Below are 17,825 nucleotides of genomic sequence, written 5' to 3'. Positions count from 1 at the left end.
AGCGCCCGGAACTCTGCGACGGAGGCGAAGCCTGCAGGGCAACTCAGCTCGAGCTCCAGCTTGTCTGGAAGGTAGCCTTTGGGATCGAAGAAGATCTTCGGCCAGGGAGCCGTGAGCTTGGTGTTCCCGATCTGCTCGGGAGCGGTCCAGAGGCCCGGCCACTGCGCGCCGCGCCGGACGAGCCCCGGCGGCGACGGGGTTCGCGAGCACGTACGCCGTCTTCGCGAGGACATCCGCGGCGTCGAGGGGTTCGACCGCGCTGTAGCTCCCGTCGGTCGCCCAGAAGCCCTTGAAGCGGCCGAGCGAGGCGTTCACCGCGCGAGCAACGAGGGAGTCGAGGTACTGCATGAACGCCGGAAGGCGTCCTTGAGGATCCGTGACGGTGTAGGGCGCGGACTTCTTGATAGGCATTCGAGGAGTTCCTGGGACCGGCGGACGTGCGGAACGGCCGTACTGCCGTGGTCGTGATGGTGCACCGGCGGGGGACGCGGCCGGGAGGTATCCCGCGCCCGCATCCGACCATGTCGTACTGCGCAAGTAGGGTAGCTAGATACAACCCGCGCTACGATTCGGTCTGCGAGGCGATCATGGCTGATGCTGTCTTCATTCTCGGCGCAGGGGCGTCCAAGGAGTGCGGCGCTCCGCTCATGGCGGACTTCCTGGATGTCGCTGACGAGCTGAGGCTTCGAGGGAAGGCCGGAACGGATGTCGAACACTTCGAACGAGTCTTCGAGTCCATCGCCGCGTTGAAGAGCGTCCAGGCGCAGATGGCTCTGGACACCTATGATCTTGAGAAGGTCTTCAGTGCGTTCGAAATGGGCGCGATGATTGGACGCCTTGGCTCCATCAACGAGCCGGCGAGGATCATGGAGACCCGACGTGCGATGACGCGGGTGATCGCACGGACGCTTCAGGCAACCGTCAGACTCCGGTTCTCCAACAACCAACTTGCGCCGGCACCGTCATACTCGAGGTTCGTAGAGCTGTTGGTGAAAGCGAGGAATCCCGCAGAGGTCAAGCGTCCAATAAGACCGGCGATCATCACTCTCAATTACGATCTCGCTCTGGACTTTGCGCTCCACTGGCACCAGGTAGCGTACTCATACGGCCTGTCTGAAGGTGCTCCCAACGCGCGGGCGATCCCACTTCTGAAACTCCATGGTTCGTTGAACTGGGGAAGCTGCCCAAAGTGTGAATCCTACGTCGCTTCATATGACTTGGGGGCGTACTTCAAGAATTACACTTTCCGCCCGGGGTTCGATGACCGACCGATTGAAGTAGAGCTAGATCTCGGAGATCGGCTTCAGGATTTGCGCCACGAAGAGTGCCGCACCACCTTCCCCAACGAGCCTCTCGTCGTGCCGCCAACGTGGAACAAGTCGGACAACAGACTGCTTCGAAACGTGTGGCGCCTAGCAGCGCATGCGCTCTCGGAGGCCCGCTACCTCGTCTTCATCGGCTATTCCTTCCCCGAGACGGACCTTTACTTCCAGTACCTCTTGGGACTCGGGCTCGCCGGAGACACCCGCATCCGCAGAATTGTGGTCATAAACCCAGATTCGGTGGCGCATGATCGACTCCAAACGCAGCTGAGCCCGGTCATGCGGAAGCGCGTCGTTCATCTGCAAGGTGGTTTCGGGCATTCACTGGGTGACTTAGAGGATCTCTTGGAACTTGAGTCTGTTCAGGGAGCATAGGCTGTAGCCTGTCCTGTCCACGCGTGCAGGGCGGAATCACCCGGAGTCAGAGGTCAGGGGGGAGGTATGCAGGTGACGAACAGTCGGCATCCCGCCTAGGTGCGACCCGCTCGCGGTGCAAGGTGATCAAGCTGCGGCCGACGGATCGCGAGGCGGCTGCCTCCGGCACGCATGGGAAGCGGTACCGTGACCCCGTTGACCTGGGCGTGATCGAGGTTGGCGAGGAGATCGCGCGGCGCGAGCCCGGTCGCGGCGAGGAACTCCTCCAGTTCGCAGCCCGCGAAGTCGTGTAAGAGAACGCGCCCGTAGTGCGCGGTGCCGATCGAGAGGCTCGCATGCCGGTCCTCGTGCGCGGACCACCGGGCAATCCACACCTTGAGTCGCGGCTAGCCTCAAGCTCGGCGGCGAGAGGGCTGCGAGGACAGCGGGCGGACGCCGCTACTTAGAGCACTTCGCCAGCACGCACTGCCCCGAAGCGCACTCGGAGCCGACGTAGCACCTGGCCCCAACGGGCAGCAGGGACGGCGGCGGCGGTGCCGTCCGCGGCTTTCGCTGGGCAACTGATCCGCGCTCGCCCACGATAGCCGCTAGGATTGTGTCGGCCTCGTAATCGAGCATTTCTCGGCGGTCATCTTGGAGCAGAGAGCCGGCGAGATATTCGACGTCTCCGGTGATTGCACGCCGAACGGACAGCAGCGACGTCCCGTCATCGGACATCGTGAACTGCCATCCGACCGTCAGCCCGCAGCGCCTACGGTAGGCGTTGCATGGGATCACCCCCGCCGGCTGCCCACCCGACGCGAGAATTCCCGCCTCATAGTCCGCGACCGTCACGATCGCGTTGTGCCGCTGGAACTGCTCCAGGGCGCGGCCCCATACCTGCCGTTTCGCCGCCGTTTGGTACGATCCCTGCGCGAGCGTGTGGAACGACTCGGATGTCGTCGTCAGGACCGTCGGCACGCAGCCGACAGTGGATAGGGCGGCCACTGCCACAAGCATCGTCTTCATTTCGTTTCCCCCCTCGAGCAGAGTTCCGAACCAAGTACCACGGTGGGTGGACATGCGCCGTCCCGCAGGCCGGGGATGCGAGCGGAGAATTCCAACTCCAACCAGAGCGACGAAGGGGGCCGGCCGGCGCAGCGAACTCGAACTTCACCTTCCGCGCTTGTCGGGGCACACTGCCGGTGTCGGTGTCGTCTTCGAGCGGAAGGGGGAGCCATGCCGAGGATCTGCGCCACAGACCACTCCGGGAAGATGCCCGCGACGTTCAACGCGCTACCGGAGTCCCAGGGCGGCGTCGGTCGCCATAAGTGCGCAGCCTGCGCGTACGACCTCGGGCGCAGCGAGGCGACAGCGGCGGAAGAGCGCCTCCGCGAGCGGGTGCGGAAGTTGGAGGCGGAGCTTCGGGATCTGAAGTCCAGGCAGTAGATTGGTCGGAAGAGGACGTCGCGTGTTCGATCAGGTCCTGACCTACTGGGCGACGAACTGGATCCCGCTGCTGACAGGGGCCGTGATCGCCGCCGTCTTGGTGCCGACTATCAAGTGGGCGGTCACGCACGCGGTCCAGGGTGTCAGGTCCGGTGTCGCCGGGTTCATCACCAAGGCCCGTGCCCGTGTCGGAGCGGCGCGGCATGCCAGACGACTGCGAAGGGTTCGTTCCGGCCAGTACGTCGGCAGACTCTCGGTCGGCGACTTCAAGACCGTCGTCGCGGACACGCCAGTGGACCGCCTCCACCCGACCTACCAGGCGGAGTGGAAGCAGGTCGAGCAGGCGATGAAGAAGTTTGTGGACGGAATGGCAGGGGCCGCCACGCTCATGAACTCGCCTGGTCGCGGGCGATGAAACTGGCGATCTAGGCCGCGTGGCGCCCGAGCGCCTCCGCGACACCCAACTCGCCGGCGCAGCGAGAGACCCGGGTACTTCAAGCAAGCGCTGCTGACGTCAGAGACGGTCGGTAAAGTCTCACCGGCCGCGTGGATTTGGCGGCGACGGAGGATGTCAACTCGCCATGGGATGGGGTGTCGTTACAGAAGGCCGCTTCTCGGCGCGCCTCTTGCCGTTCATGGAGTTGAGGCGAACGGTCGAACTGCAGTGGAAGGGCGATAACGACATCGACCTTCTCGCGGTTCAGTATTCAGCCTCCTGCAACAGCGAAGGCCTAGCGGCCGGGAACTGGAGCGATGCGCTTTCCCCTATCCATCCGCAGACGGTGAACGGACACGGGCTGGTCCGTGTGGAACTCTGCTTCCCCGTCAGCGCAGCATTCATCCGCAGGGTAGAGGACTGGCGGCAGGGCCGGACGGTCGAGATCCGCCTTGATGTCTGGCTGCGGCCCGTGTGGCGTCCGATCCGAACCACGACAGTGTCGGTCAACGTCGGAGGAACCGCTACGCCGCAGGTTCTCTCGCTCCACGCGAAGACCGAGACAGACTCCTGTCATTTCGGACTGACCATCGGCAGGGACGAGTGGGTCGCGCTGCTCCCACTGCTTGGTTTCGATGCCGTTGAGACATTTGAGGTTGCCGTCACGTCCATGAAGCGCCACGAACGATTCCAGAAGGCGCTGCAAGTCCTTGGGGAGGCTCAAGCGGCCTTCCGGCAGGGCCAATGGTCCACTGTCGTCACCGACGCGCGACGGGCGCTTGAGGCCGCCGCGGCCACGACCGGCGAGGACGGCAAGAAGCGGTTCGATGCGCTGGTGGACTGGCTTCTACCGGGCGAGGAGAACGAGGCGAAGCGCAGAGTGCTGTCCGATCTCATGGAGGCCCTTCGCGACCTGCGGAACGAGTCTGCTCACGTCCGAGACCTTCGCGCGCAGATCGAGCGCGAGGATGCAGAGTTGGCACTAACCGTGGCGACCAGCATCTTCCGGTTCATTGGGGAAGCCGTCCGTCGGACGCAGGCGCGCGCGGGGTGAGTCGGTGCACGCGCTCCGAACTGGGGCCCTGGCCCCCGCGATGAACAAGAAGAAGCTCTCCGAGCGCGATATCTGCGCGAAGTTCACTCGCGGCGAGTGCGCTGGCGCCTGCTCCAGTGTGAGCGACAGAGCCGCAGCCTCCTCCACCATGACCGCTCGAGCAAGAGGTTGCCCAGGCGTCACAGCAGCCGAACTTGATGCAGCAGGAGAACTGTAGATAACACTCCAGTTCCCGGCGCAGTCGTGGCGCAGGGCAGTGAAGGAGATGCCGTGCGAACGATGTCCGCAGACGAGATCGGCGACTCGTGAACCGCTGGATCGAGGACGGTTGGCAGAAGGGGCGCGACGCGGTCGTCGACGAGCTCCACGCACCCGAGTTCGTGGACCACGACGCCTCGGGCCGCCCTCCCGATCGCGAGGGGTTCAAGAGCGGCATCCGCGAGCTGTACGCTGCGTTCCCCGACTTCGAGGCGCGCATCGAGGACATGCTCGTCGACGCGTCCCGGAGCGAGGCGGTCGTGCGATGGACCGCGACCGGCACGCACCGGGGCGCGTACCTCGGCGTGCCGCCGACCGGCCGGCGCATCGCGTTCAAGGGGATCGAGATCCTGCGCTTCGAGGGAGGATGGATCGTCGAGCGTTGGGGCGAGTGGGACGGCCTCGCCCTCCTCGGGCAGCTCGGCGCGCGTTGATTCCGGTCGGCAGGGCGGCACGGCACGTCCCGGCACCTGTGCATTCGCGTTCTCGAAGGGCATCGCCGCCGGGCCGCGGATCCGCGACGTGAGCGCGGGACGATCCTGACCCGCGAGTCAATGACGGTCGGTCGCTTCACTCTCGGATGACGGTGCGTGTGCGACCGCATGTCGCACCGCTCCGGGCGATTTAAACCCGTAGTCTCCCCGGTACCGTCTGGGTCTTACCGGGGGAAATCCATGCGCCACCTACTCGCCGCGCCGCTCGCGGTCTGCTGTCTAGCTGTGTGCCTGAGCTGCAGCTCGAACGCTCCGGATCGAGACGACTCCTCGACCGTGAGCAGCCGCAGCTCGGCATCGGCTCGGGATCACGGTGCAGTTCCCGCCCGTCAGAGCGACGAGGACGCCGATAAGTCGCCGCACTGGGTGCCCGGCCGCCTCGTCGTGAAGTTCCGCGACACGCTGGGCGAGCCTGCGGACGTCATCCGTCGACACGGCCTCAGGTTCGCGGCGAGCGCGCGCTCCGGCGGCGCGGACCTGGACAGGCTCGTCGCCGAGTACCGCGTGAGCGCGATCACGCCGGTGTTCTCGTCCCTGTTCGCGGGCGCCATCGACGTACCGGGCAAGGGCGCGCTCGCGGACCGGCGGCGGAGGTTCCTCGAGACGGTGAAGGCGTCCCGGGCCGAGTTCGCCGCGAGGGCTGCGCGTGCGCCGCGCGCCGAGCTCCCGGACCTGGTCCACGTCTACGTGCTCGAGGTGCCCGCGGACACGGACATCCAGAAGATGGCGCATGCCTTCGCGGCCAACCCGAGCGTCGAGTCCGCCACCCCCGACTACGTCGCGAGCGTCGAGGTGGTTCCCAACGACCCATATCTCGGGTCCGTCGGGTCGTGGGGGCAAGCTTACGGCGACCTCTGGCCGCTTGCGACGATCGGCGCTCCGGCGGCCTGGGACGTCGCGACGGGGCTCGGCGCCGTGGTCGCCGTCGTCGACTCGGGGCTCGACTACAACCACCCCGACATCGTCGAGAACGTGTGGGCCAACGCGGCCGAGCTGAACGGCGTCCCGGGCGTCGACGACGACGGCAACGGCTACGTCGACGACGTGCGCGGCTGGGACTTCGCCTACGGCGACGCCGACCCGATGGACAGGTTCGGGCACGGGACGCACGTCGCGGGGACCATCGCGGCGGTGGGGAACAACAACCTCGGCGTGATCGGGGTCGCGTACCAGGCCCGGATCATGCCGGTGAAGGGGCTCGGTGACACCGGTTACGGCGGGTTCTCGAACCTCGCGGCCGCGATCACGTACGCGGCGAGGAACGGCGCCGACGTCATCAACAACAGCTGGGGCTGCTCCGGCTGCAGCACGGACGTGGCCATCGCCGACTCGATCGCGCTGGCGCGGAGCCTCGGCAGCGTCGTCACGTTCGCCGCGGGCAACTCCAACGCCGACGTCCGGACCGCCTTCCCTGCGAACGTCCAGGACGTGATCACGGTCGCCTCGTCCGGCGCCGATGACTCGAGGTCGTCGTTCTCGAACTGGGGTTACCTCGTCGACGTCGCCGCCCCCGGCGGCGGCCCTGACGGCGCGTCGCTCTACGAAGGGCAGCGCAACATCCTCTCGCTCCGGGCCGCGAACACCGGCGACGCGTCCCTCGCCGTCGGCGGCAACTACCTCCGGCAGGCCGGCACGTCGATGGCGGCGCCTCACGTCTCCGGGGTCGCCGCGCTGCTGCTGTCCGCGAACCCGCAGCTGACCGTGGCGCAGGTCGAGTCGCTCATCCGGCACACGGCGCGCGACGAGGTCGGCTCCCCCTCGCTCGACGCTCCAGGATACGACCCGTATTACGGCTGGGGGCGGCTCGACGCCTCCGCCGCGGTGGCGAGGGCCTTCGACCCTCCCGCGGATCCTCCCATCCTCGAGGTCGTCGGGGGTCCGCTCGAGTTCGACGTCCCGGCGACGATGTGCGCCGGGCAGCAGTGGGCGTTGCCGGTCGACCTCTACAACATCGGCGGCGACGTGCTCGCATGGTCGGCCTCCGGCCCCGACTGGCTCTCGATCCAGCCCGGGTCGGGGACGATGCCCTCGTTCCCGCTCGTCTCGGTCGATGGAGTCACCACCGGGACGGGCACGCTGACCCTCACCTCGAACGCCGCGAACGGCCCCGCGCAGCTTTCGGTCGTGCAGCGCGTCTCCTCGGGCGTGAAGATCAGCAACTGCAACACCGTGCTCTCCAAGGCGAACGCCGACCAGAGATGGGATCCGCTCCATAGCCCGAGACCTCCCGCGGTCCCGGACGGATCCGGCGGTGCGTTCTACGTGTGGGTCGACACGAGGAACGGCAATCCCGATCTCTTCATGCAGCACGTGGACGGCTTCGGGAACGTGTCCTGGACCGCGGACGGCGTGCCGCTGACCTCCGCCGCTGGGGCCGAGCTCAATCCCACCATCGTCTCCGACGGAGCGGGAGGCGCGATCATCGCGTGGATGGAGGGGAGCAACTCGAGCGCCCAGGACAAGCACATCCGGGCCCAGCGGGTGAACGGCTCCGGGCAGAAGCTCTGGGGTGTCGACGGCGTCTGGGTGTCGTCTCAGGCAAACCCAGGCCAGACGAACCCCACGGTCCTCGCCAACGGCGTTGGGGGCGCGTTCGTCGCGTGGCAGGAGTACCGCAGCGGCGCGTCGGACATCTACGCTCAGAAGATCGACGCCAATGGAGCGATGCTGTGGCAGGCCGGCGGGTTGCCCGTGACGCAGGCGACCGGAGAGCAGTTCAACGTGGCCATCGTGCGGGCCCCGTCCGGTGGCATGCTCGCCACGTGGGTCGACCGGCGTTCCGGCTCCTACGCCATCTATGCGCAGCGCCTGAACGCTTTCGGCCAGCCGGGCTGGGTGCAGGACGGCCTGCTCGTCGCGCCGGAGATCGCCCTCGGGCCGAACATCGTCTCCGACGGCGCCGGCGGCGCGATCATCGCGTGGCACGACTTCCGGAACTTGCCCCTCAACCCCGGCGGCGTGACGTACCTGTCGCGCAGCGACATCTATGCGGTGCGCCTGAACGCTCTCGGCGAGAGCGTCTGGCCGGCCGGCGCGGTCCCCGTCGTGTCGGGCCTGACCGTCGCTCCGAGCACCTTCGTACCGGGCTACGCTCCCGATCAGGTCACGATGACGTCGGACGGACGGGGCGGCGCGTTCGTGGTCTGGCACGATTGGCGGAACGCGAGCTGGGACGTGTACACCCAGCGGGTCGATCCGCTGGGGAGCATGCTGTGGGGCACGAACGGCGTCCCGGTCACGGCGGCGTACGGCGACCAGATCTCCCCGCTCGTCGTCGCCGACGGTGAAGACGGCGCGTTCTACGCATGGTCCGACAAGCGGCCCGGACACTACGATGTGTTCGTGCAGCGCCTCGGGCCGACGGGCGTTCCCTTGGCGGCGTCGAACGGCGTGTGGGTGGAGGGGAAGCCGGGCAATCAGTTATACCCCTACGTCGTACCGCTCGCGAAGGGCAGGTTCCTCGTCACCTGGGACGACTGGAGCAACTGCGCGTCGGGCTACTGTGGCGGCACCTCGGTCGACCTTCTCGGAAAGGTGGTCGACTTCGGCGGGACGCCGGGCTTCTCGCTCACCGTCGCGTCCGGTGGGGACGGCGCCGGGACGGTCACCTCGAGCCCGGCCGGGATCGTCTGCGGCGCGTCGTGCTCGGCCGAGTTTCCGGCCGGGTGGTCGGTGACGCTCACCGCCCAGGCGGCGTCCGGGTCGATCTTCTTCGGCTGGACCGGCGCGTGCGTGGGCGCGGCCTCGACCTGCACCGTCACGATGGACGCCGCCCGGACCGTGGGGGCGACCTTCTCGCTCGCGAGCTACCCGCTCACCGTCGCGACCGCCGGGTCGGGGCGTGGAACCGTGACCGGCGACGGGATCTCCTGCACGACCGGCTCGACGGCGGGGTGCACGGTCTCGGTGCCGAACGCGTCGCCTTCACCGGCCGTGACGCTCACCGCCACGCCGGCCACGGGATACGTCTTCTCGAGCTGGAGCGGCTGCACGAGCGTCGCCGGGAACGTCTGCACGGTCTCGATGACCGGGGCGAAGTCGGTGACGGCCACGTTCCTGCCGCCCCCCCGGGTCCTCACCGTGAAGACGGCGGGGACGGGGCGCGGGACGGTGACGGGCGAGGGCATCTCCTGCACCACCGGCTCGACGGAGGGGTGCACGGCGTCGGTGCCCAACACGACGCCGGCGACGTCCGTGACGCTGACGGCGGCGCCGGAGGCGGGGTGGACGCTGTATAGCTGGAGCGGCTGCACGACGATGTCCGGCAACGTCTGCACGGTCTCGATGGATGCGGCGAAGACGGTGACGGCGACGTTCCAGCCGGCCACCGTGACGCTCACGGCGAGGACGTCCGGGATCGGGCGCGGGACGGTGACGGGCGAGGGCATCTCCTGCACCACCGGCTCGACGGCGGGGTGCACGGTGTCGGTGCCCAACACGTCGCCGGCGACTTCGGTGACGCTGACGGCGACCCCCGAGGCGGAGTCGATCTTCGCGAGCTGGAGCGGCTGCACGAGCGTCGCCGGCAACGTCTGCACGGTGTCGATGACCTCGGCGAAGTCGGTGACGGCGACGTTCCAGCCGAGCCAGTACGCCCTGACCGTCAAGCCCATCTCGCTGTCGGGGACGACCGCGACCGGCACGATCGGCGGCGCCGTCGCGTGCAGCGATCCCGCGGGGTGCACGACGCTCGTGGCGAACGGCGCGACGGTGACCCTCACGGCGGCCCCGGACGCGAGCTCCCTCTTCAAGAGCTGGACGGGGTGCACGAGCGTCGACGGCGCGACCTGCACGGTGACGATGACCTCGGCGAAGACGGTCACGGCGACGTTCATGCCGAGCACGTACGCGCTCACGGTGAAGACCGCCGGGGTGGGCGCCGCCGGCACCGTCCAGGGTGACGGGATCGACTGCAGCTCGACGACGGGCTGCGCGTACGTCGAGCCGAACGGGGCGACGATCACGCTGACGGCGGTGCCGGACGCGGCGTCGCTGTTCAAGAGCTGGACCGGCTGCACGTCCACGATCGGCGTGACCTGCACCGTGTCGATGAGCTCGGCGAAGACGGTCACGGCGACGTTCCAGCCGAGCACGTACGCGCTCACGGTGAAGACCGCCGGGGCGGGCGCCGCGGGAGCGGTCCAGGGCGATGGGGTCGACTGCAGCTCGACCACGGGCTGCACGTACGTGGAGGCGAACGGGGCCACCCTCACGCTGACGGCGGTGCCGGACGCGACGTCGCTGTTCAAGAGCTGGACGGGATGCACGTCCACGAACGGCGCGATCTGCACCGTGTCGATGAGCTCGGCGAAGACGGTCACGGCGACGTTCATGCCCAGCACCTACGCGCTGACCGTGAACGCGACCGCCTCGGGTGGGTCGGGGACGGTGACGGGGCCGGGCATCTCCTGCACGGCCGGGTCCACCGCCGGTTGCACCACGAGCATCGCGTACGACACGACCGTGACCCTGACCGCCACCCCGGACGCGAGCTCGATCCTGAAGAGCTGGACCGGCTGCACCTCGGTGAGCGGCAACACGTGCACGGTGACGATAACGGCCGCGAAGACGGTCACGGCCAACTTCCAGCCGAGCATGTTCGTGCTCACCGTGAACCCGATGGCCTCGGGCGGGACCGGCACGGTCACCGGACCGGGCATCGCCTGCACGACCGGGTCGACCGCGGGGTGCACCGCGAGCATCGCGAACGGCGAGACCGTGACCCTCACCGCCACCGCCGACGCGGGCTCGATCCTGAAGAGCTGGACCGGCTGCACCTCCGTGAGCGGCGCGACGTGCACGGTGACGATGACCGCCACGAAGACGGCCACGGCGACGTTCCAGCCGAGCACGTACCCGCTCACGGTGAAGCCCGCCTCCTACTACGGCGGGACGGGCACGATCACGGGGGCGGGGCCCGACTGCACCGACCCGGCGGGCTGCACGACCGCCGTCGCCAACGGCAGCACGGTGACCCTCACGGCGAACCCCGCCACGGGCTCCATGCTGAAGAGCTGGTCCGGCTGCACGACCACGAGCGGCAGCACCTGCACCGTGACGATATCGTCCGCCAAGACGGTGACGGCCACGTTCCAGCCGACCACGTTCCGGCTCACCGTCACTACGGCGGGAGCGGGCACGGGCACCGTGACGGGCCCCGGCATCGCCTGCACGTCGGGGAGCATCGAAGGCTGCGCGGCGGACGAGAGCGCCGGCTCGGCCGTCACCCTGACGGCGACCCCGGGCGCTTGCGCCACGTTCACCTCGTGGAGCGGCGGGTGCTACGGCACCGCGAGCCCGTGCACCGTCACGATGTCGGCGGCGAAGTCCGTCACGGCGACGTTCGCCGCCGCATCCTGTCCCCTGTCCGCGGCGGCGCGCTGAGGGGACCGCGCCGGGGACGGCGGCCCGCCGCCCCCGGCCGGAGACGGCCGGTCTCGAGCGGGCGAGCTCATGGGGATCGCCGGCCCTCGACACCGGGGGCCAGCCCTCGTCAGGCTTGCGGGGGCTGCGGCGCCATCGGCATTTCGGCCGGCGACCGCATCGCCCGCTCCCGTCGCGCTCCGCGGGGCGCGCCTTCGGCGCGGCGGCGGAGGTTTCCGAACTGGCGGAGCTGCATGACGAAGTGGGCCGGCTCCCAGAAGAGGTAGCCGAGCACGCTGTCGATGAGCCGCGGTCGACCGGCGGAATGGACGGTCACGACGAGCCTCGTCCGCCCGCCAGGCAGCCCCTCGAGCTCGAACGCCCACAGCGAGTCGGTGAAGTCGCTGAAGGCCCGTGGGCGCGGATCCGCGGAGTCGTACTGGCGACCGCCCGACGTGAAGACGCGCAGCGCGAGGAACCGCTCGCGCTCGACCGCCGCCACGTCGAACCAGTACCGGCCATCCGGGGTGGCCGGCAGGCGCTGTCCGACGGAGAGCGACTGCCACTCCGGATGAATCCGGCGAGCGCTTGGCTTGCCGAAGTGGTCGAGGCGGTCCCAGCTGTACCAGCCCGCTCGGCCGTACCCCATCTGCACGAGCCACGGCCACACCGCGGAGGGTGGGGCATCGAGGGTGGCGGCCATCGTCGAGCCGCGCTTGCCGCCCGGGATGATGTCCGCGCCTGGAGATCGCGCCCTGACTTCATCCGGTGTCGCACCCCAGCGGAGCATGCGTGGGCGACCCCACAGCGCGTACGCGCCCGCTGCCAAGCCGATGCCCGCGCCGAGCTTCAGGAGAGTCTTCACGCCCGTGAGTGTGCGCACAGAGGCCCGGGCTCGGCACTGCCGCCGGTGAGGGCGCCTCGAAGCGCGCATGCGCGCACGTGACGCGATCGATCCCGCTCGTCACGCCGCCCGCCGCATCAGGTCGCGCGGGGTGCGGGCGAGAGGTCACCGTCCAGCGAGGAGGCGGTCCGAGTCGTCGAGCCGCGCTGGGCTGCCTCGCGCACCGAGATCACGGCCTCCGTGAACGCCCACGCCACCGCGAGGCCCTCGCCGTCGAGCACGAGCTCATCGCCCGGCTCGAGGACGTGGTCGTCGAGATCGCCTTCCTGCGTGACGAGCACCGTCCCGCGCTCGACGCGCACGACGGTCGCAGCCCCGCCGCGCCAGAGCCTCATCGCCGCGTCCTCGTCGAGCTTCCGCGCTACGCCGGTGCGCGGGAGTGCGGTCATCTTCGTGGTAGCCATCGTGTGCCATCCTCTCGCCCAGCCGTCCTCGGCGGGGCACCCAGACCCGAGCTTTGCAGCGGGCGGGCCACGCCGCCCTTCGCTGCGGCAGCACCGAAATGCGGAATTCGCGGAGGGGCGCTCGGTCGGCGGCTCTCGAGCGCGTCGCGCAGATCGCTCATTCCCTGAGCACGCTCCTGCGCCAGCGCGAATGCCGGACACCGCGAGAGCCCGGAAGGAAGCGATCCCCCGAGGCGACCCGACTCCACTCGGTCCCCGTCGTCCTCGTGGAAGAAGTGGGTGATGATTTGCAGAACGAAGAGGGGGAGGGCCACGTGGCCCTCCCCCTCGTTCACCACAGTTGTTGAAGGCTCGCTACGGCACGACCTTGGTGGTCGCGCTCGAGGCGTCGACGTCCGGGTCCTGGTCGGCGACGGTGGCCGTCCAGGTGACGACCTCTGGCCCCGCCGGCGCATACGCCGGGAAGGACACCTTCGCGGTGGCGGCAGGCGCGAGCGTCACGTCCTGGCTGGCGGTGTACACGATCGCCGCCACGCCCTGGGCGTCGGTGACGGATCCCTCCACGTGCACCGTGACGGTCCCGGCCACGGTCCCGGCGTTCACGACCGACACCTTCGGCGCGGCGGTGCCGCCGCGCGAGAGGTCGAGACGCTTCGGCACGGAGAACCGGGTGATGTCCACGTCGACCACCGCGGTCGGCTGGCTCTGGCCCGTGCCGCTGACGGCGATCTGGACCGTCCCGTCCGTCGAGTCGTTGTTCGCGAGCTGGATGCACCCGCTGTCCGTCGTCGCGTCGGCGGGGGCGTACTTGACGGTGAGCGTCTGGGTGCCGCCGGGCGCGACCGTGAAGGCGGCGGCGGGGGAGGCGGTGAACTCGGTGGAGGTGCCGTTGCAGCTCGACACCGAGGTCACCGTGAGGTCCGCGGTCCCCGTGTTCGACACGGTCGCCGTCTGGGTGGCGGAGCTGCCGACGGCCACGGTACCGAACGAGAGCGACGTCGGGGCGACCGCGATCTTCGGCGCGGGCGCGACCGGGAAGCTCGTCGCGTCTCCCGGCAGCGTGCGCGCAGTGATCTCGTCGAGGTTCGTGACCTTGTCGCCGTCGGAGTCCTTGGGCTCGGCGAGCGTGAGCGCAGAGGCGATCCCCGACGCGATGTTGGCGCGCACGTCGGTGCCATACGGGTTGAACGTGCTCGTGCCGCCGCTGCCATGGCAGGTGGTGCAGCTGTCCAGGGCCGTGCCGGAGGTCCCGTACTTGGAGTTGAACGTCGAGAGGTACGTGGAGAGCGCGCTCGCGGAGAGCGGCGCGGCGACCGCGGCGAGTACGGCGACGACGGCGAGGTTCTTGATCCGGTGCATCGTGTTCCCTTCTCCGGGCGAATCGCCCGGCGATGACGCGGCCCGGAGGCCGCCCGGTGCGGGTCCATCCCGCGTGCAGCGGGTGGCCCCTGCTGCACGCGGGGCGCCGCGCACACGGCGCGGGGGACGCGAATGCCGACCGGTAGGGACCATGAATGTATGACGTCAAACTAACCCAGGGGTTTACGCAGACCCTGTACCCGCCGCGGGCGAGGGTCGAGTGCGCGCCGTTCCGCGGATGTGCTCCGACCGCCCTCAGCTCACACCTCGGATTTCCGAGCGCCATCGTCGAATTACGGCGCGCCGCGGTCCTCGTCGGGTGCACGCGGCGCGCGCGACGCCGATCCGGTCCAGGCTCTCGGTCCGCTTCGGGCGCGAGCTCGGCGCGCTCGGCGGCGAAAGGCCGGCGCGCCGCTCGCCGTGACTCGCCCAGGGGACGGGGAGGCCACGGCTCCCGGCGAGGTGGGCTGGCGCACGCCGGTGCGGTAGCTGCCGCCGGCGCCGGCGGGCCCCTCTGGGAGGTGCGCCCCCGGAGCGCGCGACGAGATCCAGTGGACGGGCCGGAGCGCGCCGCCGCCGAGCCTCGCCCACGCCGATGAACCTCCCGCGCACCTGTGCCGTGCTGTTCGTGGACGTCACGGGCAGCACGCGCCTCTACGAGGAGCTCGGCGACGAGCAGGCGCATGCGCGGATCGCGCAGCGGCTCGGTCGGATCGAGCTCGCGGCCGGCGTGTATGGCGGCCGGATCGTGAAGCGCCTGGGCGACGGCCTCATGTGCGCCTTCGCGGAGGCCGACGCGGCGGTGCGCGCGGCGCACGCGATGCAGGCGACGGGCCTGAAGCAGATCCGCGGGAGCGCGATCGGGATCCACGTCGGTTGCCACTACGGCCCCGTGCTCGAGCGCGCCGGCGACCTGTACGGCGACTGCGTCAACGTCGCGGCGCGGATCGCCGGCCTGGCGAAGACCGGGCAGGTGGTCGTCACGCGCGAGGTGGTCGACCGGCTCGGCGAGACGCTGCGACAGAGCGTTCGAAGGCTGGGCCATGCCACCGTGAAAGGCCGCCACGAGCCGGTCGAGCTCCTCGAGTACGTCTGGGAGGCGGGGCGCGCCGACGAGCTGACGCTCATACGGCAGAGCGTCCCCGGCGAGCGCGTCACGCGGCTGAGGATCCTGTCCGCCGGACGGGAGCGGTGGCTCGACGGCGCCGGCCCCTTCACCCTGGGACGAGACGCGGCGTCGGACTTCGTCGTCGGCGATCGCGAGGCCTCGCGCCGGCACGCGCACGTCGAGAGGCGCCGCGATGCGTTCGTCCTCGTGGACCACAGCGCGAACGGGACCTACGTCGCGATGGCGGACGAGACGGAGCGGTGCCTGCGCCGGGAGGAGCTGGTCCTGCGGGCGCGGGGGCGGATCGCGCTCGGCCGCCCCACCACCGACGCGAACGCGACGGTCCTGGAGTTCCAGTGCGAATAGCCGCCGCGGGCCCCCGCGTGGCGATCGCGCGCTTCACGAGCCGGGGAGGGCGGCCGCGGCCTCGACCCACCCGCGGACGTCGCGACGCGCGAGCTCCCGCCTGGCGTAGCGGTACCCGAGCTCGATGGCGCGATCGAGGGCCTTCCACTCGAGGAAGCCGATCTCGGCGGGCTCCGGCGAGAGGAGGAGGTCCACCTCGTCCCGGAGCTCCTGCGAGCGCTGGGTGCTCGACATCATCACCGACTTGAAGAGGATCGAGCCGAGCCCGGGCGACGCCGGACCGTCCACGCCGGAGCGGAGCCGTTCCCTGAGGAAGTCGACGACCGACGGCAGCTCCCCGCGGAGCACCCTCATCTCGCGCTTCACCTCGAGGTCGACCGCGACGATCCGGCCCACGCCGCTGCCGCGCATCGCCTCGACCGGCATGTTGTCGAGGAGGGCGCCGTCCACGTGGAGGTGCTCTCCCAACACCACCGGCGGGAGGATGCCGGGGATCGCCGCGCTCGCCCGGAGCACCTTCCAGAGCGGACCGCGCCGGTGCGCCTCGGGACGCGCCAGCGTCAGGTTGGCCGACATGCAGAAGAACGATCGCCAGGTGTCCTCGGCGCCGCGCGCCCCGAAGGAGCGCTGGAGCGCGTCCTCGAGGCGCTTGCCCTTCACGAGCGCGAGGTGCGGAAAGAGCGAGTAGTCGCCGATGGGGTTGCGCTGCGTGAAGACCCGGTGCAGGCGCTCGATGGTGGCGTCGTCCCAGTCCATCGCGACCGCGGCCGCGGCGATGGCGCCCTGGCTCGTGCCCCCGACGGCGTCGATGGGGATCCCCGCCTCCCGCAGGGCCCTGATCACGCCCAGGTGGACGAACCCGCGAGCCCCCCCGCCTCCGAGCACCAGGCCGACGGCCTCGCCGGTGAGGAACCGCGCCAGCCGCCCGAAGTCGTCCTCGCGGTCCCAGCGGAGGTGGTGGTGGCGAGCGACGTCGCGTGGGGCGAGCCAGCGGTCGGTCTCCGCCGGCGGACCCGCGCCGGGCGGGTGGATCAGGACGAGCTCACGGCGCTCGCCGTGGCCGTCGCCGCGGGCGAGGCGATGCTCGTCGGCGTGAAGCTCCGGCGGCTCTCCGGACGGCGCCAGCATCAGCACGACGTCCGCCTGGCGGAGGCAGCGCTCCGTCCAGGCATCGCTCAAACGCTCCGTCTCGTAGAGGATCGACTCGTGGCGAAGCTCCTCCTCGTCGAGCCAGGCCGAGAAGACGAGGTCGCGCGCGTCGTCGCCGCTGGCCGGGGAGATGCCGTTCGCCGAGAGCACCGCGTCGGCGCGCGCGCGGTCGATGACGAGCGTCCTCCCGCGGCGCTCCAGCGCGCGCCGGAGGCGCTCCACGAACTCCGAGCCGGCGACGCTCCGCCGGAGCGGCACGATCACGATGTTCTTCACCCGCTCGATGGACGTGCGGCCGCGGATCATCTCGGTCGTCCGGCGGATGATGAGGCGCGCCGCGCCGGCGAGGAGCTGGGGGTGCTTGGCGATGACCTGCCGGAACGCCTGCTCGGAGATCCGGACCACCACGCTGTCGCGCACTGCCTGAACCGTGGCGGTCCTCGGCTGTGACGCGAGCAAGCCCATCTCCCCGACGCTCTCGCCGGGACGGACCTGGCCCACGACGCGCTCGCGCCCCGAGGCGTCCGCGCAGAGCGCGACGAGCCGGCCGGCGACCACGATGTACATGCTGTCGCCGGGCTCACCCTGACCGAAGAGGCGGTCTCCGCCCGAGACCTTCACCCATTCTCCCAGCCGGAGCAGATCGTCGGCGATCTCCGTGTCGGCGGACCCGAAGAGTGCGACGAGGTGGGCCGCGAGGCGCTCCCGTCGCAGAGCGCCCAGGACGTCGCCTCGTCGATCGGGAGGCCCGGTCGCGGAGGTTCCGATGTCGAGCGAGTCCACGGCGCGTCCTCGAGCGGGCGCT

12 protein-coding genes are annotated in these 17,825 nt (G+C 69.8%); 7 read left to right on the top strand and 5 right to left on the bottom strand.

Features of this window, described 5'->3' with window-relative positions; all coding sequences use genetic code 11:
- Window positions 1–587 precede the first annotated feature (587 nt).
- Together MNY62_RS13295 and MNY62_RS13290 are read left to right on the top strand one after the other, a co-directional pair.
- On the top strand, window positions 588–1,697 hold the full coding sequence (locus MNY62_RS13295; RefSeq protein WP_242344663.1) for an SIR2 family protein: 1,110 nt from the start codon (window positions 588–590) through the stop codon (window positions 1,695–1,697).
- 122 nt (window positions 1,698–1,819) lie between these two features.
- Window positions 1,820–1,990, top strand: a complete 171-nt coding sequence (locus tag MNY62_RS13290) for a hypothetical protein (RefSeq protein WP_242344662.1) — start codon at window positions 1,820–1,822, stop codon at window positions 1,988–1,990.
- A 145-nt stretch (window positions 1,991–2,135) separates the two neighbouring features.
- On the opposite strand, the gene MNY62_RS13285 is transcribed toward MNY62_RS13290, so the two are convergent.
- Window positions 2,136–2,705 (bottom strand): hypothetical protein, encoded by a 570-nt coding sequence (locus MNY62_RS13285; RefSeq protein ID WP_242344661.1) that lies wholly within the window; start codon window positions 2,703–2,705, stop codon window positions 2,136–2,138.
- Between the two features lie 442 nt (window positions 2,706–3,147).
- Between MNY62_RS13285 and MNY62_RS13280 the strand changes: the two genes are divergently transcribed.
- From MNY62_RS13280 to MNY62_RS13265, 4 genes are all read left to right on the top strand, one after another.
- Complete coding sequence (locus MNY62_RS13280) at window positions 3,148–3,540, top strand: hypothetical protein (protein WP_242344660.1); 393 nt, start codon at window positions 3,148–3,150, stop codon at window positions 3,538–3,540.
- A 166-nt stretch (window positions 3,541–3,706) separates the two neighbouring features.
- Window positions 3,707–4,615, top strand: coding sequence for a DUF4145 domain-containing protein (locus MNY62_RS13275; RefSeq protein ID WP_242344659.1), 909 nt, complete (start codon window positions 3,707–3,709; stop codon window positions 4,613–4,615).
- Between the two features lie 305 nt (window positions 4,616–4,920).
- A complete protein-coding gene (locus MNY62_RS13270; protein WP_242344658.1) occupies window positions 4,921–5,307 on the top strand; it encodes an ester cyclase in 387 nt (128 codons plus the stop codon).
- Window positions 5,308–5,733: 426 nt separating this feature from the next.
- Window positions 5,734–11,751 carry an InlB B-repeat-containing protein gene (locus MNY62_RS13265; RefSeq protein WP_242344657.1) on the top strand — a complete coding sequence of 2,006 codons (6,018 nt, stop codon included), beginning with the start codon at window positions 5,734–5,736 and terminating at the stop codon, window positions 11,749–11,751.
- A gap of 109 nt (window positions 11,752–11,860) precedes the next feature.
- Here MNY62_RS13265 and MNY62_RS13260 read toward each other — a convergent pair whose 3' ends face one another.
- The 3 genes from MNY62_RS13260 to MNY62_RS13250 form a co-directional block, all read right to left on the bottom strand.
- Window positions 11,861–12,595: a hypothetical protein gene (locus MNY62_RS13260; RefSeq protein WP_242344656.1), complete on the bottom strand. Its 735-nt coding sequence runs from the start codon at window positions 12,593–12,595 to the stop codon at window positions 11,861–11,863.
- 116 nt (window positions 12,596–12,711) lie between these two features.
- Window positions 12,712–13,038, bottom strand: coding sequence for a DUF2917 domain-containing protein (locus MNY62_RS13255; protein ID WP_242344655.1), 327 nt, complete (start codon window positions 13,036–13,038; stop codon window positions 12,712–12,714).
- Between the two features lie 354 nt (window positions 13,039–13,392).
- On the bottom strand, window positions 13,393–14,397 hold the full coding sequence (locus MNY62_RS13250; protein ID WP_242344654.1) for a choice-of-anchor D domain-containing protein: 1,005 nt from the start codon (window positions 14,395–14,397) through the stop codon (window positions 13,393–13,395).
- A 595-nt stretch (window positions 14,398–14,992) separates the two neighbouring features.
- On the opposite strand from MNY62_RS13250, the gene MNY62_RS13245 reads away from it, so the two are divergent.
- On the top strand, window positions 14,993–15,871 hold the full coding sequence (locus tag MNY62_RS13245; RefSeq protein WP_242344653.1) for an adenylate/guanylate cyclase domain-containing protein: 879 nt from the start codon (window positions 14,993–14,995) through the stop codon (window positions 15,869–15,871).
- A 33-nt stretch (window positions 15,872–15,904) separates the two neighbouring features.
- Here MNY62_RS13245 and MNY62_RS13240 read toward each other — a convergent pair whose 3' ends face one another.
- Entirely contained in the window at window positions 15,905–17,803 is a 1,899-nt protein-coding gene (locus tag MNY62_RS13240) for a cyclic nucleotide-binding and patatin-like phospholipase domain-containing protein (RefSeq protein WP_242344652.1), read from the bottom strand.
- Window positions 17,804–17,825: the final 22 nt, after the last annotated feature.

Origin of the sequence: Anaeromyxobacter terrae, assembly GCF_022690685.1 — a bacterium.
Classification (GTDB): domain Bacteria; phylum Myxococcota; class Myxococcia; order Myxococcales; family Anaeromyxobacteraceae; genus Anaeromyxobacter; species Anaeromyxobacter terrae.
Note: the sequence above shows the minus strand (reverse complement) of the source record. Positions and strands in the feature narration are given on the sequence as shown.